General features: G+C 62.9%; 23 protein-coding genes. 16 read left to right on the forward strand and 7 right to left on the reverse strand.

The features are described from left to right. Positions 1-5: 5 nt before the first annotated feature. Together GN300_RS19210 and GN300_RS19215 are read left to right on the forward strand one after the other, a co-directional pair. Entirely contained in the window at positions 6-1,664 is a 1,659-nt protein-coding gene (locus GN300_RS19210; protein WP_063314770.1) for an ABC transporter substrate-binding protein, read from the forward strand. Beyond that, positions 1,661-2,536, forward strand: a complete 876-nt coding sequence (locus GN300_RS19215; RefSeq protein WP_063314769.1) for a TIGR03619 family F420-dependent LLM class oxidoreductase — start codon at positions 1,661-1,663, stop codon at positions 2,534-2,536. Before GN300_RS19210 ends, GN300_RS19215 begins: the two co-directional genes overlap by 4 nt. Here GN300_RS19215 and GN300_RS19220 read toward each other — a convergent pair. After that, positions 2,527-3,087: a TetR family transcriptional regulator gene (locus tag GN300_RS19220; RefSeq protein WP_007735287.1), complete on the reverse strand. Its 561-nt coding sequence runs from the start codon at positions 3,085-3,087 to the stop codon at positions 2,527-2,529. The two genes, GN300_RS19215 and GN300_RS19220, sit on opposite strands and share 10 nt — an antisense overlap. A 131-nt stretch (positions 3,088-3,218) precedes the next feature. Between GN300_RS19220 and GN300_RS19225 the strand changes: the two genes are divergently transcribed. After that, positions 3,219-4,235, forward strand: a complete 1,017-nt coding sequence (locus tag GN300_RS19225; protein WP_007735285.1) for an ABC transporter permease — start codon at positions 3,219-3,221, stop codon at positions 4,233-4,235. 40 nt (positions 4,236-4,275) lie between these two features. Here GN300_RS19225 and GN300_RS19230 read toward each other — a convergent pair whose 3' ends face one another. Together GN300_RS19230 and GN300_RS19235 are read right to left on the reverse strand one after the other, a co-directional pair. Further along, positions 4,276-6,207 carry an acyl-CoA dehydrogenase gene (locus tag GN300_RS19230; protein WP_063315123.1) on the reverse strand — a complete coding sequence of 644 codons (1,932 nt, stop codon included), beginning with the start codon at positions 6,205-6,207 and terminating at the stop codon, positions 4,276-4,278. A 59-nt stretch (positions 6,208-6,266) separates the two neighbouring features. After that, positions 6,267-6,614, reverse strand: coding sequence for a hypothetical protein (locus GN300_RS19235; RefSeq protein WP_063314768.1), 348 nt, complete (start codon positions 6,612-6,614; stop codon positions 6,267-6,269). Positions 6,615-6,724: 110 nt separating this feature from the next. Between GN300_RS19235 and hemL the strand changes: the two genes are divergently transcribed. From hemL to GN300_RS19270, 7 genes are all read left to right on the forward strand, one after another. Then, on the forward strand, positions 6,725-8,050 hold the full coding sequence (gene hemL / locus GN300_RS19240; protein ID WP_063314767.1) for a glutamate-1-semialdehyde 2,1-aminomutase: 1,326 nt from the start codon (positions 6,725-6,727) through the stop codon (positions 8,048-8,050). Between the two features lie 66 nt (positions 8,051-8,116). Then, the gene (locus tag GN300_RS19245; RefSeq protein ID WP_003941868.1) at positions 8,117-8,776 is read left to right on the forward strand and encodes a histidine phosphatase family protein; all 660 of its coding nucleotides are present in this window, start codon (positions 8,117-8,119) and stop codon (positions 8,774-8,776) included. Continuing rightward, entirely contained in the window at positions 8,773-9,378 is a 606-nt protein-coding gene (locus tag GN300_RS19250; protein ID WP_003942071.1) for a TlpA disulfide reductase family protein, read from the forward strand. Before GN300_RS19245 ends, GN300_RS19250 begins: the two co-directional genes overlap by 4 nt. Positions 9,379-9,380: 2 nt before the next feature. Then, positions 9,381-10,229: a cytochrome c biogenesis CcdA family protein gene (locus GN300_RS19255; protein ID WP_007735278.1), complete on the forward strand. Its 849-nt coding sequence runs from the start codon at positions 9,381-9,383 to the stop codon at positions 10,227-10,229. Then, positions 10,226-11,890: a cytochrome c biogenesis protein ResB gene (locus GN300_RS19260; RefSeq protein WP_063314766.1), complete on the forward strand. Its 1,665-nt coding sequence runs from the start codon at positions 10,226-10,228 to the stop codon at positions 11,888-11,890. Before GN300_RS19255 ends, GN300_RS19260 begins: the two co-directional genes overlap by 4 nt. Further along, positions 11,887-12,849: a c-type cytochrome biogenesis protein CcsB gene (gene ccsB / locus GN300_RS19265; RefSeq protein ID WP_003941951.1), complete on the forward strand. Its 963-nt coding sequence runs from the start codon at positions 11,887-11,889 to the stop codon at positions 12,847-12,849. The genes GN300_RS19260 and ccsB overlap by 4 nt, the downstream gene beginning before the upstream one ends. Positions 12,850-12,992: 143 nt before the next feature. Next, a complete protein-coding gene (locus GN300_RS19270) occupies positions 12,993-14,654 on the forward strand; it encodes a MinD/ParA family protein (RefSeq protein ID WP_156511687.1) in 1,662 nt (553 codons plus the stop codon). 25 nt (positions 14,655-14,679) lie between these two features. Here the strand turns inward: GN300_RS19270 and GN300_RS19275 are convergent, their stop codons facing one another. Next, on the reverse strand, positions 14,680-14,886 hold the full coding sequence (locus tag GN300_RS19275) for a hypothetical protein (protein ID WP_003941996.1): 207 nt from the start codon (positions 14,884-14,886) through the stop codon (positions 14,680-14,682). 184 nt (positions 14,887-15,070) lie between these two features. Beyond that, the gene (locus GN300_RS19280) at positions 15,071-15,283 is read right to left on the reverse strand and encodes a BldC family transcriptional regulator (protein ID WP_003942029.1); all 213 of its coding nucleotides are present in this window, start codon (positions 15,281-15,283) and stop codon (positions 15,071-15,073) included. Between the two features lie 291 nt (positions 15,284-15,574). Between GN300_RS19280 and GN300_RS19285 the strand changes: the two genes are divergently transcribed. Together GN300_RS19285 and GN300_RS19290 are read left to right on the forward strand one after the other, a co-directional pair. After that, entirely contained in the window at positions 15,575-15,961 is a 387-nt protein-coding gene (locus GN300_RS19285; RefSeq protein WP_030535490.1) for a DUF4229 domain-containing protein, read from the forward strand. After that, the gene (locus GN300_RS19290) at positions 15,958-17,061 is read left to right on the forward strand and encodes a PLP-dependent cysteine synthase family protein (protein WP_063314765.1); all 1,104 of its coding nucleotides are present in this window, start codon (positions 15,958-15,960) and stop codon (positions 17,059-17,061) included. Before GN300_RS19285 ends, GN300_RS19290 begins: the two co-directional genes overlap by 4 nt. Here the strand turns inward: GN300_RS19290 and GN300_RS19295 are convergent. Continuing rightward, on the reverse strand, positions 16,959-17,582 hold the full coding sequence (locus tag GN300_RS19295) for a GNAT family N-acetyltransferase (RefSeq protein WP_063314764.1): 624 nt from the start codon (positions 17,580-17,582) through the stop codon (positions 16,959-16,961). The two genes, GN300_RS19290 and GN300_RS19295, sit on opposite strands and share 103 nt — an antisense overlap. 122 nt (positions 17,583-17,704) lie before the next feature. Between GN300_RS19295 and GN300_RS19300 the strand changes: the two genes are divergently transcribed. From GN300_RS19300 to GN300_RS19315, 4 genes are read left to right on the forward strand one after another with little or no spacing between them, the layout of a single operon-like run. After that, positions 17,705-18,442, forward strand: coding sequence for a 1-acyl-sn-glycerol-3-phosphate acyltransferase (locus GN300_RS19300; RefSeq protein ID WP_054828445.1), 738 nt, complete (start codon positions 17,705-17,707; stop codon positions 18,440-18,442). A 54-nt stretch (positions 18,443-18,496) separates the two neighbouring features. Then, positions 18,497-18,748: an HTH domain-containing protein gene (locus GN300_RS19305; RefSeq protein WP_003941869.1), complete on the forward strand. Its 252-nt coding sequence runs from the start codon at positions 18,497-18,499 to the stop codon at positions 18,746-18,748. 5 nt (positions 18,749-18,753) lie between these two features. Further along, positions 18,754-19,320, forward strand: a complete 567-nt coding sequence (locus tag GN300_RS19310) for a Clp protease N-terminal domain-containing protein (RefSeq protein WP_063314763.1) — start codon at positions 18,754-18,756, stop codon at positions 19,318-19,320. A 49-nt stretch (positions 19,321-19,369) separates the two neighbouring features. Further along, positions 19,370-19,750: a phage holin family protein gene (locus GN300_RS19315; protein ID WP_003941998.1), complete on the forward strand. Its 381-nt coding sequence runs from the start codon at positions 19,370-19,372 to the stop codon at positions 19,748-19,750. A gap of 12 nt (positions 19,751-19,762) precedes the next feature. On the opposite strand, the gene GN300_RS19320 is transcribed toward GN300_RS19315, so the two are convergent. Further along, positions 19,763-20,632: a 1,4-dihydroxy-2-naphthoate polyprenyltransferase gene (locus GN300_RS19320; protein ID WP_019744341.1), complete on the reverse strand. Its 870-nt coding sequence runs from the start codon at positions 20,630-20,632 to the stop codon at positions 19,763-19,765. Between the last annotated feature and the right edge of the window lie 5 nt (positions 20,633-20,637).

A 20,637-nucleotide genomic window follows, 5' to 3' on the forward strand; every position in this document is an offset into this window, starting at 1 on the left:
AACGTATGTACACCAGGAAGATTAGGTTCGGCCCTCGCTTTGTCGCGCTCGGGCTTGCCGGTGCATTGATGTTGGCCGGCTGCGCGTCGAGCAGTGGGGACAACTCGGGATCGGCTTCACCGAGCAGTAGTGGCGCAGCTGGTTTTGTGGGCGCCCCAGATGTGGGGGAGCGGATCGACGGCGGTGTTCTCACCTTCGGGTCCTATTCGTTCCCTTCCTCGTTGGACCCCACGAGAACGCAAGCAGCCGGTTCGACCGGCGGAACCGAAATGGCCGCGATTTACGACACGCTGGTACGCAGCGACTCCACAAACGGGAGCTTCGTGCCACAACTCGCGAAGACACTGTCGAACAACAGCGACTTCACTTCGTACACCGTCACTTTGGCTGATGGCCTCACCTTCAGCGACGGAAGTCCGCTCGACGCGGAAGCGGTGAAGTGGAGTATCGATCGATTCGTGGCAGGCAAGGGTGATGTATCGCAGACCTGGCTCAACATCGTGGATCGGATCGAGACGCCCGACGCCACCACAGTCGAATTCGTGCTCGAGCGGCCCTGGCGTCAATTCCCGGCGCTGTTGTCGCTCGGGCCCGGAATGATCGTTGCGCGAAGTTCAGGGGGAGAGGCAGGGTCGGTTTCAGGAACCGGGGAGGGAGCGTTCACACCGATCGGGGCGGGTCCGTTCACCTTGGCCAAGTTCGCCCCGCACGAAGAACTGGTACTCGCCGCACGCACGGATTATCAGGGCGGTAAACCTCCACTGGACACAGTGCGGTTTGTTCCCACGTCGGGTGCGCAGTCTCAGTACGAATCGTTGAAGAGCGGCCAGATCGACATGACGTACATCCTCCGCGACGAGGCCGTGATCGAACAAGCTCTCGACGACGGATACTCGGGTTACCTCAGTCCGACCGGACAGAACGGGATTGGCACGATCAACAACCGTGAGGGCAAGCCCGGGGCCGATGTTCGCGTCCGTCAGGCGATCGCCTACGGGGTGGATCCGGCGGCGGTCAATACCCGGGCGAACAACGGATTGGGCACCGCCAGTTCCGAACTGGTCCCGCAGACGTCACGTTGGTACAACAACACAGCAGGCATTCCGTTCGATCAGGTGAAGGCAAAGGCGCTGCTCGATCAAGCGAAGTCCGACGGGTACGACGGGAAACTCCGCTACCTCACCACCTCGGAGCCGAGCCAACAGGCGACGGCACTGACGGTTCAGGCGTCGCTGAACGCGATCGGTTTCGACGTCACCATCGACTACGCGACCGATGTGACCGATCTGGTTCGACGGGTATACAAGGACCACGATTTCGACATGACCAGAGGTGGCGCTCCGGTCGGAGAAGAAGCGCCGTACCTCAATTTGTACAACAGTATGGCCAGTGATTCGAAGAACAACCCGTCCGGCTTCGCGGACCCGGAGATGGACGCGATGATCACAGCTGTGCAGACGGCATCAACGGACAATGCTGTCCGTGAGGCGATCAGCAAGGTGCAGGAGTACGCCAACGCGACTGTGCCTTACGTGATCTGGGGGCCGGCGTCGGTGTTGACCGCATGGGACGGCAACGTTCACGGCGTCGTTCGCAACATCACCGACATCATGTTCTTGGGCGGCGCTTGGATCTCGCCCAACGGCGAAACGGTGGAACGATGAAGTGGTCCTTGGCGGGTGCGATGATCGACGCCCTGGAACTGTGCGAGTTGGCGCAGGTCGCCGAAGAGGTGGGGTTCGACGGAATCGCGATGCCGGATTCCGTGTTCTATCCGGAGCAGGTGTCGGCGCCGTACCCGTACACTGCTGACGGGAAGCGGATGTGGGCGCCCGAGACGCCGATGCCTGATCCGTTCATTGCCATGGCGGCGATGGCGGCCGTCACATCGCGAATTCAGTTCTACACCAACGTGTTCAAACTTCCACTGCGCGATCCGCTGTTGACGGCCAAGCAGGTCGCGACCATGGCCGTGATGTCGAGGAACCGCGTCGCTCTCGGCGTCGGTTTGTCCTGGATTCCCGAGGAATTCACCTTCACCGGTACCGAGATGCGCACCCGCGGTGCGCGTACCGACGAAGCCATCGAGATCATCAAGGCGGTGTGTGCGGGACGTGGGCCGGAATGGGTCGAATACCACGGCAAGCACTACGATTTCGACGCTCTGATGATCAGTCCTGCTCCGGAGATTCCGGTTCCGATCTACATCGGTGGGCACAGCGAACCGGGGTTGCGCCGTGCAGCCAGGCTGGCCGACGGTTGGATGTCGGTGAACACGACCAAAGCCGAATTAGCCTGCGCCATCGATCGTCTCACGGAATTGCGGGTCGAGTACGGTCGTGCCGATGTTCCTTTCGGCGTCAACGTCTCGCCGACGGATGTTCGTGATCTGGACGGATATCGCGAACTCGAGACTCTCGGAGTCACGGAAATCAGAGTTTTGCCCTGGTATTACTACGGAGTTGACTCCGGTGATCGTCAGGGACGACTCGACTCCATTCGGCGGTTCGCCGAGGAGGTCATCGCTCAGTACTGATCGATCAGCGTCTGCATCGCCCGGCCGTAGAGTTTTGCCAACTCGTCGCGATCTGCGGACTGGGGGATACTTTCGTCGCTGAGGACGCTCAACAGCCCGGACACCTGGGCGGAGACCAGGAGTGCGCGGGTGTACGCGTCTTCGCCGTCTAGACGAGCGGCGAGATTGGTGGCGAATACTCCGGTCATGTCTCGGAGTCGCTCCCGGATGCGTGGACTGTCCGATGCTCGCATGAGCGCTGTGTACACCGACAGCATCCGGGCGTCGGCCTTGCCCAGGACGAAGGCGGCGATTCGCTCACCGAGGGTGTCGAGTGGGCCGTCGAACTGGCCTTCGAAGTAGTCCGCAACCGGCGTGGTTTCCAGGAACAGTGCTTCTTTGGACCCGAAATGCCGGATGACCAGGGCCGGATCGATTCCGGCAACTTTGGCGATGGCGCGAACTGACGTGCCGCCGAACCCGTGCTCGCCGAACAGTTGGAACGCCGCCGCGCGAATCGCCTCGGATGTCGAGGGGTGCTCCTGCTCTGGCGTGTGCCTCGTGGGTGTCACGACATCGACCTCTGTGCTCGCTCGCCGACCGCGTTGTCAACGGCGTTGACTATAACGTGTCAACGGTGTTGACTGTTGAGTCTGTCAACGGTGTTGACAGCTAGATGCGGTTAGTGAAGAGAGCGTGGAATATGACAGATACCGACGTCCGAGTACCCAGCGAAGAAGTTGTCGATCCGCCGACCAATTGGAAGATGGTGGGCAGTGGACTCGCATTTCCGTTGTTCTTCGTCATCATGTTCTGCCTGTGCTACGTCAGCGCCTTCCATTCGCCGACGCCGAATCAGGCACCGATCGTGGTGGTCGGGTCGCCGTCCGTCACGGCCCCGCTGATCGACGGAATCCAGGCTTCGTCGGGTGACAAGTTCGACATCGTTGCCACAGCCAACGCCGCCGACGCACTCTCTCGGATCGACAACCGCGATGCGATCGGCGCCATCGAGATCGGTGACGCCGTGACCGCACATATCGCCACCGGCGCGGGCGCCTCGACGGTTTCCGTGGTGAGCAGCTTGGCGCATTCGGTTGCGGAGCAGACGGGGCAGCAGGTCACGGTGATCGACTCGGCGCCTGTCACGGCGCGCGACTCCTCGACTGTCGGACTCTTCTACTTCCTGATCGTCTGCACCCTCGGTGGCTACCTGACCATCACGGTGCTCAGTCAGGTTGCGCCGAGAATGCGGTTGCGAGAGCAGTATTCGATCCTGGCCGGTGCGGCGATACTCACCCCGCTCATAGCCTTCGGCATCACCAGCATCTTCATGCACGCCTTCGGGGCGTCATTCGGCCAGATCCTGCAACTGCTGGGAATCTCGATGGTTTACACGTTCACCGTCGGTGCGGTGAGCATTCTGCTCAATCGACTGCTCGGCCAAGCCGCGATCTTCGCGGTGCTGACGGTGCTCGTTTTCATCAACTTCCCGAGTTCGGGTGGTGCCATTCCGGTGTCGTTCCTGCCGGGATTTTGGCAGCACATCCATTCGTTCTGGCTCGGATCGGCAGCCATGGAGCCCATCCGCTCCGTCATCTACTTCAGTGGCAACGGCGCCGGACCGCACCTGCTCGTTCTGGGGATCTGGCTGGTCGCGGCACTCGGCCTGACCGGACTGCTCGCCTCTCGCCAGTCGAAAAAGGCAGCAGCGCACTGAGTGTGGTGGGGCCGGCGATTGCCGACCCCACCCGAACCCTTTACTTCAGCCGTACCGCGTCGGTGCCCGGTCCGTCGAGCATCGCGGACCCCAGCAGGATGTCCGGAATGCCGAACCCGTCGATCAGTGTCTCGACGTGGGGGCGCAGGGTGCGGCAACGCTCGTTGATTCCGCGCGTCACGGCCTTCGAACGCTCCACCGACAGATGCCGGTGCTCCATGAACCAGGCCTTGTCCTCTTCGATCACGGACAGTGCGTAGAGATCGCACACCTCGCCGAAGAGTTCCTTTGCGGTCTCGTCCTCACACGAGTCGATGCCGGCGACGAATGCTTCCAGGATGACGCGCTCGATGTGCGCCTGAGCGGCTTTGAGCACGTGGTCCTGCACGAAGTTGAACGCGTCGAACGGGTTCTCCTCGCGCTTCTGCGCTGCCTGCAATCGCCTTGCCGCAGTGGCGAGTAGGTACTCTTCGCGGTCTTCGAACATCTTCATCTGGGTGCCGCGATTGAAGAGGCTGCCGTCCTCTTCGTTGTCCTGGCGAGTGTCGACGATCGTCTGCAGGATCTGCTGCGCTGCCGTGCGTTTCTTGACCACGTCGGAGACCGTCGTAGCGGCGAAGCGCATCCAGTCGACCGGGCTCATGCCGCGGACTTCGTCGGCGTAGGAGGTGAGGAGTTCTTTTGCGACCAACTGCGTCAGAACGTGGTTGTCACCCTCGAACGTGGTGAAGACGTCGGTGTCCGCCTTGAGTGCGGTGAGGCGGTTCTCGGCGAGATAGCCTGCGCCGCCGCAGGCTTCGCGTGCCTCCTGGATGGCCCGAGTGGCATGCCAGGTGTTGGCGGCCTTGAGTCCGGCGGCGCGACCTTCGAGTTCGCGCTGCTCCTGCGGATCCGGGTCGTCGCTGCTCTGGATGTCGTGCATCGCGGCTACGAGTTCGTTCTGTGCGAACTGCAGAGCGTACGAGCGGGCGATCAACGGCAGCAGACGCTTCTGGTGGACGAGGTAGTCCATGATCAGGACTTCGTCGTCACTCTTCGGAGCACTGAACTGCCTGCGCTGCAGGGCGTATCGACCGGCGATGGCCAATCCGACGCGGGCGGCCGCTGCCGCGGAACCACCGACGGTGACACGTCCACGAACCAGTGTGCCGACCATCGTGAAGAAACGACGGTTCGGGTTCTCGATCGCCGAGCTGTACGTGCCGTCCTCGGCGATGTCGGCGTAACGGTTGAGTAGATTCTCACGCGGGATGCGGACCTGGTCGAAGACGATGCGGCCGTTGTCGACTCCGGGCAGTCCACCCTTGAGCCCGCAGTCGGACGTCGTGACGCCGGGGAGGTCGTTGCCGGCGTCGTCACGAATCGGCACGACAAAGCAGTGGACGCCCTGACTTTCGCCTCCGGTGATCAGCTGTGCGAACACCGCTGCGACGGTGGCGTGCTGGGCAGCGCCGCCGATGTAGTCCTTGCGAGAGGACGGAGTGGGGGAGTTGACGACGAACTCGCCCGTCTCGACGTCGTAGGTCGCCGTGGTTTCGAGTTCCTGGACGTCGCTGCCGTGACCGGTCTCGGTCATCGCAAAGCAACCGAGCAGGTCCAGATCGATCAGCGGCTTGACGTACGCCTGGTGGTGACGCTCGGTGCCGAGGTTTTCGATGGCGCCGCCGAACAGACCCCACTGGACGCCGGCCTTGACCATCAGTGAGAGGTCGGACATCGCGAGCATCTCGATGCTGGTGACGGCGCCACCCGCGTCGCCCGTTCCGCCGTGAGAGACGGCGAAACCGTTTGCGGCGTACCCGAGATCGGCGAGGACCCGCATCTGTTCGAGAGCCTTGGAGCGCGCAATGGCGGTGTTGGGTGTGTAGTGCGGAGCAAAACGTTCGTCGTTCAATTCGCCGCGAACGCGCTCACGCACCTCCCGCCAGCGTCCGTCGAGTGTTGTCCTGAGGTGGTCCGCTGTGGTGGCCATGGAACCGACGATAGCGCGTAGCGCACCGCGGGCAACCCGGTTCGATCCCAACCTCACATTCAGCAGGAGCCCGCGGCACCCGCTTCGATTCCTTGGCGGAAGAGTTCCTTCTCGCTCTCGGACATAGCCTGGTACGAAGGGTCGTTCTCGACGATCTTCAGGAAGTCGGCGCCCGCCGTCTGGGTCGACGTGTCGCCGCTCTGAACACGCTGCTGAACGTAGACGGACACCGCCGAACACCCGCCGAGAAACGCGGGGTCGGTGCTCGTCGCCGCGGTGGTTCGAGCCGAGTCGGTGGCGCTCGGCGGCGACGAAACTGTCGCCTTGTCGTCGTTCGAAGCGTCCCAACCACACGATGTGAGAAGAATCGCAGCCGAGACCATCAGCGTCGTCAACAGTCGCTTCATGCCCGGAATCGTCTCACGCGGGGCCCGGTTCGACCGGAAAACTCGCCTCGAGCACCGAAGTCCTACACCCTGTCGTTGTCAGATTCGACAGAACTGGGACACTGGAAGCCGTGACTGTGTCTTCCGGTGATCCCGACGTGCATGCAACGAACTCCGCTCGGCTCTTCGAACGTGCCGGCAACGTGATTCCGGGTGGCGTCAACTCGCCCGTCCGCGCGTTCGGTTCGGTCGGCGGAACACCGCGATTCATTCGCGAAGCATCCGGCTACACCCTCACCGACGTCGACGGAAACAACTACGTCGACCTGGTGTCGTCCTGGGGTCCGATGATCCTCGGGCACGCTCACCCGGCAGTCGTCGAAGCCGTTCGCGAAGCCGCGCTCGGAGGTCTCTCCTTCGGTGCGCCGACCGAAGGCGAAGTCGCTCTTGCCGAGGAAATCGTCGCCCGCGTCGCGCCCGTGGAAAAGGTTCGCCTGGTTAACTCCGGAACCGAAGCCACGATGAGCGCAGTCCGCCTCGCCCGCGGATTCACCGGGCGGACCAAGATCGTCAAGTTCTCCGGTTGCTACCACGGCCACGTCGACGCCCTTCTCGCCGACGCCGGATCCGGCCCCGCGACGTTCGGGCTGCCGACCTCTCCCGGCGTGACCGGCGCTCAAGCCGAAGACACCATCGTCGTGCGCTACAACGACCTCGACGCGGTGGCCGCGGCGTTCGAGGCCAATCCCGGGGCCATCGCGTGTGTCATCACCGAAGCTGCCGCCGGAAACATGGGCGCCGTCGCACCGCTTCCCGGTTTCAACGAGGGTCTGCGTCGTCTCACCCGTGAGCACGGCGCACTCCTGATCATGGACGAGGTGATGACCGGATTCCGCGTCAGTGCCTCGGGTTGGTACGGCATCGACAACGTCGCAGGCGACCTCTACACCTTCGGCAAGGTCATGAGCGGCGGCCTGCCCGCCGCAGCATTCGGCGGCCGCGCCGACATCATGGGCCACCTCGCACCGGACGGTCCCGTCTACCAGGCAGGCACCCTCTCGGGTAACCCCGTAGCCGTCGCCGCCGGACTCGCGAGCCTGCGCGCCGCCGACGCCGAGGTGTACGCCAAGCTCGGCCGGAACGCGACCGCCCTCGGCGACCTCATGACCCAAGCACTCACCGCCGAAGGCGTCGAACACCGAGTGCAGTACGCAGGCACCTTGGTGAGCGTGTTCTTCACCGAGAACACGGTGACCAACTACGACGAAGCCAAAGCCGCGCAGACCTGGCGATTCCCCGCCTTCTTCCACGCACTGCTCTCCCGCGGCGTGTACCCGCCGCCGAGCGCGTTCGAAGCGTGGTTCGTCTCCGCAGCCCTCGACGATCGAGCCTTCTCGATCATCGCCGACGCCATGCCTCACGCAGCCAAGGCCGCAGCTGCTGCCGTCAAGCCCTGACCAGTTCCCATTCCAGAACACCCGCACGCTTCCGACATCCATCATCTTCAGCGAGGACCCTCGACTGTGACCGACGCCGATCACCCCGACCACACGTCCACCCGCACCATCGTCCACGTCCTGCGCCACGGCGAAGTACACAACCCGCGCGGGATCCTCTACGGACGGCTCCCGGGTTTCCGGTTGTCGGTGGCGGGCGAAGCTCAGGCTCGTGCGGTCGCGTCGGTGCTCGCCGATCACGACATCACCCACGTGGTCGCGTCGCCGCTGCAGCGGGCACAAGAGACCGCGACTCCGATCGCCGAGGCACACAAGCTCGACATCGTCACGGACGAAAACCTGATCGAGGCAGGCAACGAGTTCGAGGGTCTCAAGGTTGCCGTCGGGGACGGTGCGCTCTCGCGTCCGCGTCACTGGTGGAAACTGCGTGACCCGTTCACCCCGTCCTGGGGCGAGCCCTACCTGCAGATCGCCCATCGCATGCTCGCAGCCGTCAATGCCGCACGCGTCGCGGCAGTCGGACACGAAGCCGTCGTCGTCAGCCATCAACTTCCGGTCTGGACTCTGCGTCGATTCCTGCAGGGCGAGCGTCTCTGGCACGATCCCCGTCACCGTCAGTGTGGACTGGCCTCGTTGACTTCACTGGTCTACGAAGGCGACACCCTGGTCGACATCGTCTACTCCGAACCTGCCGGCGCCTCCGACCCGAGAGTGACAGGAGCATGATTTCGCGCCGCATCGCCGCAGCATTCGCAGCCGCTGCGTCGGCGATGCTTCTTCTCTCGTCCTGCGCGACCGGCGACGACGCCGTCGCACAGGGCGGAACTTTCGACTTCGTCTCACCGGGCGGACAAACCAAGATCTTCTACGATCCGCCGTCCGACCGAGGCACCATCGGCAAGCTCTCCGGGCCCGATCTGATGAACGAAGGTCAGAAGGTCGGTGTCGACGACTTCGAGGGCAAGGTCGTCGTCCTCAACGTCTGGGGTCAGTGGTGCGGACCGTGCCGTGCCGAAGCCGACGACCTGGAACAGGTCTACGAGCAGACCAAGGATTCGGGCGTGCAGTTCCTCGGCATCAACGTCCGCGACGACACCAAGAACAAAGCGCAGGACTTCGTGGTCGACAACAAGGTCTCGTACCCGTCGATCTACGACCCGTCGATGCGTTCGCTGATCGCCCTCGGTGACGGCTACCCCACGTCGGTCATTCCGACGACGATCGTCCTGGACCGCCAGCATCGCGTCGCCGCGGTGTTCCTCCAAGAACTTCTCGCCGAGGATTTGCTGCCCGTCGTCCAGCGAGTAGCTCAGGAAGACGCGCAGTAAAGATGACAACCACGACCACTACGCTGCTGGCCGGCAGCGACACATTGAGTGCCGGTGTGGGCGAAGCGTTTCAGAACGCGGCGTCGTCCGGTCCGCTTCTGCTCGCCCTCGGCGCCTGTGTGCTCGCCGGTCTGGTGTCGTTCGCTTCACCGTGCGTCGTGCCGCTCGTTCCCGGCTACCTGTCCTACCTGGCCGGCGTCGTCGGTGCCGACGCTCCCGCGATCACCGCCGAAGAGGCGAAGACGCGGACGATCACCCGGAGCAGTCGACTGAGGGTGGCTGGTGCGGCCGGACTGTTCGTCGCGGGCTTCACCGTTGTGTTCGTCCTCGCGACCGCGTCGGTATTCGGCGTGATCTCCACGCTGCTCGTCAACCGCGAGGTCCTGATGCGAGTGGGCGGTGTCGTCACCATCGCAATGGGTCTCGTCTTCATCGGGCTGATTCCGGCGCTGCAGAAGGACGTTCGTTTCGAACCGCGTCGCGTGTCGTCACTGGTGGGTGCGCCGCTGCTCGGGGGAGTGTTCGCTCTGGGCTGGACGCCGTGCCTCGGTCCGACATTGGCAGGCGTGATGTCCGTAGCGGCGGGAACCGACGGGATGACCGCCGCGCGTGGTGTCACGTTGATCGTCGCGTACTGCATCGGACTCGGCCTGCCGTTCATCATCTTGGCGCTGGGATCGGCGCGCGCGCTGACCGGCGTCGGCTGGTTGCGTCGTAATGCACGCACCATTCAAATTTTCGGCGGAATCATGTTGGTGGCAGTGGGAATCGCCCTCGTCACCGGCGCGTGGGACCAGTTCGTCGGCTGGGTTCGCGACGCATTTATCTCGGAGGTGACGCTGCCGATATGACAGCTGACGACAATAACGACCACCCGAAACCCGTGCTGCCGAAGCAGTCGGTGATCGGTCGAGTCGTTGCACTCGGGCGCAACACCTGGCGCGGGCTCACCTCGATGCGGACCGCGCTGGTACTGCTGTTCCTCCTCGCGCTCGCTGCGATCCCCGGCGCCCTGCTGCCACAGCGAACCCTCAACGAGGGCAAGGTCACCGACTACATCGCCGCGCGTCCGACGCTCGGTCCGTGGATGGACCGCCTCGAATTGTTCGACGTGTTCAGCAGTTTCTGGTTCACCGCGATCTACGCACTGCTCTTCATCTCGCTGGTCGGCTGCATCCTGCCGCGTTGCGTGGAGCACGCGAAGGCGCTGCGCACCCGTCCGGTGAATGCGCCGCGCAATCTTGCTCGCCTGCCGCACCACACCAAGAGCGTCGTGGACGGCGAGACTCCCGACGAACTTGCTGCCCGGGTGTCGAAAGAACTGCGCGGGTGGCGCGTCGAAACGCGTCGCGGCGATTCGAAATCACGACGCGAAGGCGAGATCACCATCTCGGCGGAGAAGGGATACCTCCGCGAGTTCGGCAACCTCGTGTTCCACCTCTCGCTGGTCGGATTGTTGATCGCGATCGCCGCGGGCAAGTTGTTCGGCTACGAGGGCAATCGCATCGTCATCGCCAACGACGGCCCCGGGTTCTGCACCACCTCGCCGGCAGTGTTCGACTCCTTCGTCGCCGGTCTGAGCCTCGACGGCACCGGCATGACCCCGCTGTGTGTACGTGTGAAGAATTTCCAGGCCGACTACCTCGAGACCGGTCAGGCCGAGATGTTCACCTCGGACATCTCGTACCAGGCAGGCGACGACCTCGAGTCCGATACCTGGCGGGACACGACCATCCAGGTGAACCACCCACTGCGGATCGCCGGCGATCGTGTGTACCTGCAGGGACACGGATACGCGCCGACATTCACCGTCACGTTCCCGAACGGTGAGACCCGCACCGAGACGCTCCAGTGGCGTCCGGACGACGCCACGACGTTCCTGAGCAGTGGCGCGATGCGCTTCGACCCGCCGGGCGGCATGTATCCCGATGCGAACGAGCGTCGGAAGAATCAGATTGCCATCGAAGGATTGTTCGCGCCCACCGCGCTGTTCCACGGCAACCTGCTGTCGTCGAGCTACCCGGCGATGAACGATCCGGCAGTCGCCATCGACATCTACAAGGGCGACACCGGACTCGATACCGGTAACCCGCAATCGCTGTTCGAACTCAACACCGAACTGATCAATCAGGGCCGACTGGTCAAGCAGGATCGAGTCAATCTGTTTCCGGGGGAGAGCGCGACGCTTGCCGACGGAACCCAGGTGCGATTCGATGGTGCCGTCGACTTCGTGAACCTGCAGGTCTCCCACGATCCCGCTCAGGTGTGGGTGTTGGTTTCGGCGTTGACCATGATGGCGGGCCTACTCGTCTCGCTCGTGATCAAGCGTCGCCGCGTCTGGGCACGTATCTATCCAGATGACGAACGACGTACTGTAGTAGAACTTGGTGGGCTTGCCCGCACCGACCACGCAGGCTGGGGCGACGAGTTCGACCGCCTCGCCGACCGCTTGCTGAAAAGCAATCCGACCACCGCGGTGAACCAACCGCACGCGCAGGAGAACGCCCGATGACAACGAACGAGACACTCGCGCAGTACAGCGACTGGGCCTTCAAGTCCGCCTTCACCGTGCTCGTGCTGGCGTTTGTGCTGCTCATCGTGCAGTACGCGTCGGCCAGAGCAAAGGCGGTTCAGGACAAGGAACTGGTCTCCGCCGGCGGTGTCGACGCATCCGTGCCTGGCAGGGTCGCGGAGACTCCGAGCAAGTCGCTCTCGGAACGATTCGGCGGAATGGGCCGAGCTGTCCTGGTCGTCGGAACGGTGCTGATCATCGCGTCGATCGTGCTCCGCGGATTTGCGACGGAACGATTCCCGCTCGGCAACATGTACGAATTCGTGGCGATGGCGTGTGCGGCGTCGTTGCTGGTCGGGCACGTCCTGTTGATCAAGCCGGCGTACCGTCCGATGTGGGTCTTCTTGCTGGTGCCGGTTCTGATCTTGATGTTCCTCGCCGGCACGGTCCTTTACGCCGACGCGGCTCCCGTGGTTCCGGCGCTGCGCTCGTACTGGCTTCCGATTCACGTGACGATCGTCAGCGTCGGTTCCGGAATCTTCATGATCGGCGGTATCGCGAGCCTTCTGTTCCTGCTGCGACTGAAGTTCCCGCCCGGTGACGAAGGCACGAGTATCGGTGGCCGGATCGCAGAGCGACTGCCCGATGCCCAGACTCTCGACCGCTTGGCGTACAAGAGCACGATCATCGCGTTTCCGCTGTTCGGCGCCGGCGTCATCCTCGGTGCCATCTGGGCGGAAGCTGCGTGGGGACGCTTCTGGGGTTGGGATCCGAAGGAGACGATGTCCTTCATCGCCTGGGTGATCTACGCGGCCTACCTGCATGCGAGGGCAACGTCCGGGTGGCGGGAGACGAAGGCCGCCTGGATCAACATCGCCGGTTTTGTTGCGATGCTGTTCAATCTCTTCATCATCAACATGGTCGTCTCCGGCTTGCACTCCTACGCGGGACTCACCTGATCCTCTCGAGGTACCGTGGGTGGCTGCCGACCGGTCTGTAGGTATTACCGGTAGGTACGTCAGGGGCGGGCAACAGTTACGATGCAGCTTGGCGAATTACTAGCTGTCTGGTAGCTGTGGGATCGACGAGGGGGAGCGGCGAGATGGCCGACAAGATTGAAGACGCCGGAGCAGGATTGTGGGAGCCGGTGCGCCCTGCCGAGCCGACGCGGCGCGAGCCGCGCGCATCCGCGCCCGAGACGTCATCGGACTCGGTTCCCAGCGACGTTCGTAGTCTCTTCGTGGCCCCGGTCGACTCCGGGCCGCTCCAGCAAGTCGCCGGCCAGGCGCCCGGTGCACCCGCCGCTCCGCCGCCGACGACGACCCCAGCGGCTCCGGTACCAGGTCCCAAGACTCCGGTCATCCAGTATCCGGCAGCGCAGCCAGGCCCGATCAACGGCCAGTTCTCGACCTCGCCGGCGATGCCGATGCAGACCTACGAACCTACGAATCGTGGAGGGTCGCTTCCGGATTCACGAACTGGCGTTCCGCAGCCTGTTCAGAATTCGCAGCCTGTTCGGAACTCGCAGCCTGTTCAGAACCTGCAGCCTGTCCAGAATTCGCAGCCCGGCCCGACGGCGCATTCATCCGCGAGACCGCTCCCGCAACCGCAGGTACCTTTTTCGCCCGGCGTCCATCCGCCCAATCCCGCGATTCGGCAGTTCGGTCATCCCGGCGCTGCGCCGGTGCAGAACGGCCACGCCCTCCAGAATGGTCAGGCCGTGCCGATGGCCCCGCCGACGGCGCCACCTACTCGCGCTCCGATGCCGCAGACCGGACTCACCTCGGCTCCGGACAGTCGCTTCGAGTCCGCTCTCCCGATGACTGCGCAAGATCTCTCGGCTGCGCTCCTCGTCAAGCGGCCTGTCCGGCCTGCCCCGGTGGGCGGCTGGCGCAAGGCGCTGTACACGTTGTCCGGCCGATCGGTGAACCTCGGAAACGGTGCAAAGGAGCAGCACCTCGTCGAGTTGACGCGCCAGATCAACCAGCCGCTGCAGGGCTGCTACAAGGTTGCGGTGCTCAGTCTCAAAGGCGGCGTCGGAAAAACCACGACCACAGCGACACTGGGGTCGATGTTCGGCTCGATCCGCGGCGATCGCGTCGTCGCTGTCGATGCAAACCCCGACCGGGGAACGCTGAGCCAGAAGATCCCGCTCGAAACTCCGGCAACAGTGCGAAACCTGCTGCGCGACGAGAACAGCATCGAGAAGTACAGCGACGTCCGTGGCTACACATCGCAAAATCGACACCGGCTCGAAGTGCTTGCCTCCGACAGCGATCCAGCAGTTTCAGAGGCCTTCAGCGGTGGGGACTACACGCGCACGGTCGACATGCTCGAGAAGTTCTACAGCATAGTTCTGACCGATTGCGGCACCGGATTGATGCACTCGGCGATGCAGGCCATTCTCGAAGGTGCAGATTCGTTGATCGTCGTCAGTTCCGGTTCCGTCGACGGTGCACGTAGCGCCTCCGCAACACTTGACTGGCTCGACGCTCACGGTTACAGCAGGCTGGTCGCCACGTCCGTAGCTGTCATCAACGCGGTACGGCCTCGCTCGGGCAAGGTTGATCTGCCGCGGGTCGTCGAGCACTTCGAGCAGCGCTGTCGAGCGGTGAAACTGATTCCGTTCGATCCGCATTTGGAAGAGGGCGCCGAAATCGATCTGGACCGGCTGCGTCCAGGTACTCGGGAAGCGGTGCTGGAGTTGGCTGCGGTGGTTGCGCAGGACTTTCCGGCCTCCCCGTTCGCGTTGACGGGGCGGTAATCGGATAGCCGGGTGAGCCCGGACGCTACGTCGACGCGTCAGTCGGCGGTACGTCCGGACCTTCCGTGCGCTTGCGTCGTGTTTGCTGGTTCACATTCCACAGGAATTCGGGATCGTCATCCGGCCCGCGTACACCGCTCACCGGGGTGCGCGTCGACGGATCGGGCCCGAATGCCTTCCACATCAGAACGATCAATGTCACCAAACCCACCAACGCCAACAGATACAACACGGCGCACCTCCTCAGGGAACTGAAGTCGAGCCTACTCAGTCTCCGCCCCGCTTCACCAGAAGTGGTGCGGACAAGCGTTTCGGCTCAGTGCGCTAGTGCTGTATCTGTCGGGTACTGCAAGATCTGTCGGGTACTGCAAGATCTGTCGGGTACTGCAAAGTGCTTCGAAGTGAGCTGAAGTTGCTCAGTTGTTGTCTGCTTCGGTGGTCAGCGAGCGCAGAAGCTGCATGACCTCGGTCTCACGGAATCGACGATGTCCTCCTGGCGTGCGAAGCGAGCCCAGTCGTCCTGCGTGTGCCCAGCGGGTCACGGTCTTGGGATCGACATGAAACAATGCCGCTACCTGTCCGGGCGTCATGAGTGCGTCTGCGGCGGTATTGAAGGTTGGTGCGCTCATTGTGAGGTCCTCCATGTTGATGTCGAACGTTTGACGAACAGTGATTCCGAACCGAGCAGTGATTCCGAACTTTGGTTCCGAACCGGTGTGTCGACCAGTTGCCAAAAACCTGCGTCGAGTTTGTTTCGAAGTCCTTCGCTCACATTCGACCGTTTTCTGAGTGGTAGCGCAATGTTTGCACAGATATAGCCGGGTAGTCGATCTTTCAAGAAAAAGTAATGTTTAAGTAAAGGACAAAATGGATATAGCGGGCTCGGTCCCACCTGTATTCGGAATGGGTAACCTGAGAGGGTGAGTCAGTTGTCTGAAAACCCCGAAAATGTTCCTTCTGAGCCGGTCAAGGCCAGTAAACCTTCCGCAAACTCTGGGCAAGCAAAGTCGGCTTCCGGGCCGGTGACCAAGGGTCAACTAGCCCGCGACGTGGTGCTGTACTCGGTCGCTCGGCTGCTGCTTGTCGTCGTGATCGGTGCCGTCATCATCGGTGGCGGAAAGCTCGCCGGCACGGACGTTCCCTTGATCGTCGCGGCGCTGTTCGCAGTTCTGATCGCGCTGCCGCTGTCGTTGCTGCTCTTCGCGAAACTGCGCAAGCGCGTCAATGCGGGCATTGCGGCGGTCGACGCCCAGCGTCGGTCCGATCGTGACGATCTTCGCTCCAAGCTGCGCGGAGACGGGCGGTGACCACGGGGTCGCTCGACGTCGACCGTCGGACCTCACGCCAGTGGGTCGACAACGCGGTGCGGTTGATCGAAGCCGACGCGCAACGCAGCGCGGACACTCACCTGCTGCGCTATCCGCTGCCGAGTAACTGGACCGTCCAGCTTTATCTGAAGGACGAGTCGACCCACATCACGGGGAGTCTCAAGCATCGACTCGCACGGTCGCTTTTCCTCTACGCGATCTGCAACGGCTGGGTTACCGAAGAGACCACTGTCATCGAAGCGTCGTCCGGATCGACGGCTGTCAGCGAGGCGTATTTCGCGAAGTTGCTGGGCCTGGATTTTGTCGCGGTGATGCCCGCGAGCACGAGTCCCGCCAAGATCGCGTTGATCGAGGCGCAGGGGGGACGTTGTCATTTCGTGAGCGATCCGTCGTCGATCTACTCGGAATCGCATCGGCTCGCGAGTGAGTTGAACGGTCACTACATGGACCAGTTCACCCACGCCGAGCGCGCGACGGATTGGCGCGGAAACAACAACATCGCCGAATCGATCTTCACTCAGCTCGAACACGAGGAACATCCGATTCCCGACTGGGTGGTCGTCGGAGCCGGGACGGGCGGAACCGGTGCCACGATCGGCCGCTTTCTTCGTTACCGGAAATTCGACACGGGGCTGTGCGTGGTGGACCCGGAGCACTCCGTGTTTTTCGACGCGTGGCGAGCGAGCGATCCGTCGATCGTCGGTACTCGAGGTTCCCGGATCGAGGGCATCGGCCGTCCGCGCGTCGAACCGTCGTTTGTCGGTCAGGTGGTCGACCGAATGATCAAGGTGCCGGACGCAGGCTCGATCGCGGCCGCACGGCACGCCAGCGCGGCCCTGGGGCGCAAAGTGGGCGGCTCGACGGGGACGAACCTGTGGGGAGCTTTTGCGTTGATTGCCGAAATGATGGCGGCCGGGCGCAGCGGCAGCGTCGTCACCCTCCTGTGCGACGGCGGAGAGCGTTACTCGGGGACGTACTACAACGACGAATGGGTGGCGTCGGAAGGGATCGACCTGCTCGGTCCGACGGCAGTGCTGGACGAGTTCGTCCGTTCGGGTGCGTGGACGGCCAGTTCCTGAATCGCCGGCGCCGGACCGTGTGACGGGCGGCTCATCGTCACCCGCGGCCAGGCGTCCAGCCCGGACGACTGCTCGTCCGTTCTGATGCGTATCAGGCCGGGAGAGAGCGTGTTCTCGGCCAGACGCACGAACCCGAGTCGCTCGTAGTACGGCGCGTTCCACGGAACGTCGACGAACGTCGTCAGAGTCACGAGATCGTGGTGATGGTCCGCCGCCCATTCGGTGACGGCGTCGATCAGCTGAGCTCCGAGGCCTTTGCGGGCATGATCGGGGTGAACGGAGACCTGTTCGATATGCGCACCGCCGTCCACGATCTCGACGAGCGCGTACGCAACGGGTACGTCGTTTGCGTCGGTCTGAACCCAGATGTGCTCGGCTGCGAGAAAATCGTTCAACTCGTCGAGCGTCGGCGGTGGATCGTCTGCGATGGCGTCCATCCCGATGTCTCGGAACGGTTCGCCCGCGGCGATCTCGATCTGTTGCAGTGCGGGTAGGTCGGTGGATATGGCCGAGCGGATCACAGAAACCGTTTTACCTCAAGAGTGGAGTTTCTCCCAGCGCTACGCCTTCTGTAACGCAAACCTACGCAACCGTAGGTTGTGTATCGTTTGGTCAAGGGGCACTTCTCCAGCGAGGGCGGACCATGGGCAATCCTGAAGTTTCACTCGACAATTACGAGGCTGTGTACGAGTACTACCGCAGTCATCAGCAGAACCGATTCGTGGCGAAGCTCGCTTATGCCGCATTGGCGCTGAAGTACCGCCCGCGAGTGAGGTACGCGCCGGGTGCGGAAGCTGCGCTGAAGACTCTGCTGGAACGTAAGACGCAGTTGGTCGTGGCGGTCAATCATCTGACCGAGAGCGACCAGTTCACGCTCGCCGCGACCGCGTGGCGTACTCCGTTGCGTCGAGTGATCGGACGGACCCGGGTCCTCGCCAAAGACGAACTCTTCGTTGATCCTTCACAGCGCAAGAAGGTCGACATGATGGGCAGCATCCCGGTTTTTCGCAGCAAGAACTACGGCCTCCGGGCTGTTTCGGATGCCGGCCGAGTGATGATGGACGTCGCGGCCGAGCGTCTGGGCAACGGGGATTGTCTGGCGATTTTCCCGGAAGGGACGTGCAACACCGAAGATCCGACGCGGTTGCAGCACGTCAACAGTGGAATCGGCCACATCATCGCGCGCGCCGAGAAATTGGGATGCTCACCGGCTCTGGTGTCGATCGGCATCAACTACGGTCCGGTGGCCGGCGACGTCAAGGCTGCGAGTGTCTTTGTCGGAATGCCGGTGACCGAACTTCCGGACAAGCCGATGGATATCGCCCGAACTGTGCAGGCGGATTTGCAGGTGGCAGTGAACGGGGCCGTCGCCGGATACTAGGCGCGCCTGTCAATTTTGGTTGACAGATTCCGGTTGTCAACCTAAATTGACATCATGACCGAAGCAACCTCTCTCGCTGCTGCCGCCGGTAGCCCGGATCCCACCGAGGGATTGCGTGCTGTTCGAGCGCTGCGTCGTCTTCTCGAAAAACTCGAGGCCATTCAGGTCGCCAATGCGCGCCGTCACGGATGGTCCTGGCAGGCGATCGCGGAAGCTCTCGAGGTCAGCCGTCAAGCCGTCCACAAGAAATACGCGTCCGCGCAGTCGGAATCGATGCTGCGTTCACTGCGCGAGAAGGGCAGGTAATTGCCATGTTCGAAAGGTTCTCCGCACAGGCTCGAGGCGTCGTTGTCGATGCTGTCGCCGGCTCCGGTCCTGTCACGCCGATGGAACTTCTGACCGCGCTGATCACCTCTGATCGGGGCATCGCCACCGAGGTGCTCACCGAGTCTGGTGTCACGCTCGACGTGATCCGCCACGCCGGCGCCGTATCGAACGAAGGTAGCTCCAACAATTTCGACGACGACGCCGAGATACTCAAGTCGATCGGCATCGATCTCGATGCGGTTCGGGAGAGTCTCGAGCAGTCCTTCGGCGAAGGTGTGCTGGACGAGGCTCCTGTGCCGGACGGCGTCGACACTTCTCGCAAGAGCCGATTCGGGTTCCCTCGTTCACGATTCGAGAAGGACTCCAAGAAGGTGTTGGAACTCTCGCTCCGTGAAGCGCTCGCGCACAAGGACAATCGCATCGGCGCCGAACACATCCTGCTCGGCATCCTGCGTGTCGCCGACGGGCCTACCCGTCAGGCCCTCGAAACGCAGGTCACGATGTCGGTGATCCGTGAGCGCTTGGAAGCGAAGATGAATCGCGCCGCCTAGATTCGGCACGGCTCGGCATGCACGGGGCGGGATGTGCCAGCATTCAGACATGACATTTCTGGCACGTCTCATCATCAACGGCATAGCCATCTGGCTGGCGTCGGCGTGGGTCACCGGCATCACGATCGCCAACCACGACAACGGCACCTGGGGCACGGTTCTCGTGATCGCGGTGATCGCTTTGATCTTCACGGTGGTCAACGCGTTCATCAAGCCGGTAGTGCAGCTTCTCTCGCTACCGCTGCTCATCCTGACTCTCGGATTGTTCACGCTCGTGATCAACGCCCTCATGCTGATGCTGACGGCGTGGATCTCGTCCGGAACGTCCTACGGCTTGACGGTCGACGGCTTCTGGACGGCAGTCTGGGGTGCGCTGATCATCTCGATCGTGAACTTTCTGCTCAGCGCGTTCGTCCCGGACAACCGTTGAGTCCGTCGACTTTCAGGCGAGACTGAGCGCAACTGCGGTCGCGGCACCCCAGACGAGCATGGCGAGTCCGGTGTCGCGCAACGCGGGGATCAGGGCCATACCCTGCCCGCCCGAACGCAGTGGGGCGTTGGCTCGGATTGCCAGTGGCAACGCCAGCAATCCGAGCAATGCCCACGGAGTGCGCAGGATCAGCAGCAGGGTCGCGACGAACGGGACGGCCAGCAGGATCACGTGCAGTGTGCGGGTCTTGGCGTCGCCGAGCCGGACTGCGAGAGTGATCTTTCCGGACTCGGTGTCGGTCGGGATGTCTCGAAGATTGTTGGCAACGAGCACCGCACTCGAGAACGAACCGATGGCGATCGCGCCGGCCAGCCCGGCCAGATCCACCCGTTCGGCCTGTACGAACTGAGTTCCCAGAACTGCAATCAGTCCGAAGAAGATGAACACGGCGATCTCGCCGAACCCGCTGTATCCGTACGGCTTCTTGCCGCCGGTGTAGAACCAGGCACCGATGATGCAGAACACGCCGACCGCAACCAGCCACCAGGCTGTGGTCGCTGCCAGAACGAACCCGGCTACCGCGGCAACGGTGAAGCAGCTGATCGCCGCGGCCTTCACGGCTCCGGGACTGACCAACTTCGATCCGACCAAGCGCAGTGGCCCGACGCGGTCGTCGTCCGTTCCGCGGATTCCGTCGGAGTAGTCGTTCGCGAAATTCACCCCGACGATCAAGGCCAAGGAGACGATCAGTGCCAGGAGCGCCTTCCACCACACTGCGAGGTCCAGGGACGCCGCGGCTCCGGTGCCGACCAGCACGGGCGCAATCGCGTTCGGGAGTGTGCGCGGCCTCGCGCCTTCGATCCATTGAGCAGCTGTTGCCATACAAC

Origin of the sequence: Rhodococcus sp. Ni2 (genome assembly GCF_021352185.1) — a bacterium.
GTDB classification, from domain to species: Bacteria; Actinomycetota; Actinomycetes; order Mycobacteriales; family Mycobacteriaceae; genus Rhodococcus_F; species Rhodococcus_F qingshengii.